Origin of the sequence: Bradyrhizobium sp. SHOUNA76, from assembly GCF_023006445.1 — a bacterium.
Classification (GTDB): domain Bacteria; phylum Pseudomonadota; class Alphaproteobacteria; order Rhizobiales; family Xanthobacteraceae; genus Bradyrhizobium.
Genome location: NZ_JALBHA010001181.1, coordinates 1 through 401 on the forward strand (window position 1 = coordinate 1; position 401 = coordinate 401).

Below are 401 nucleotides of genomic sequence, written 5' to 3' on the forward strand. Positions count from 1 at the left end.
CTCGGCCAGCCGCGTCCGCACGGCATCCGCGCCGCGCGCCACGGTGGCGAGGTCGACGAGATCGATCTGCGTCCTGCTCTGGCGCGCCAGCACGCGCACCAGATTGGAATCATGCATCGGGTTCAGCGGATGGTCCTTCAGCGGGCTCTCGTTCAGCGGTACGGCGCCGACGAAGAGGTTACCCTGGTAGACGGTGCGCCCGGTCTCCGGGAACGCCGGCGTCACCAGAACGGCAGCTTCACCGCAGTCGGCGCGCAGCGCATCCATCACCGGGCCGATATTGCCGGCATCGGTGGAATCGAAGGTCGAGCAGATCTTGAACAGCACGTGGCCCGCGCCGCGGCCGCGCAGCCATGTCTCCGCCGCGCGCGTGCGCGACACGGCAAGACCCGCCTCGATCG

At 69.3% G+C, this 401-nt stretch carries 1 protein-coding gene; it reads right to left on the reverse strand.

All coding sequences use genetic code 11. The annotated features are described in order from the left end of the window. Positions 1-401, reverse strand: a 401-nt coding sequence (locus tag MOV74_RS40395; RefSeq protein WP_246933134.1) for a four-carbon acid sugar kinase family protein, incomplete at both ends; no start/stop codon positions are given.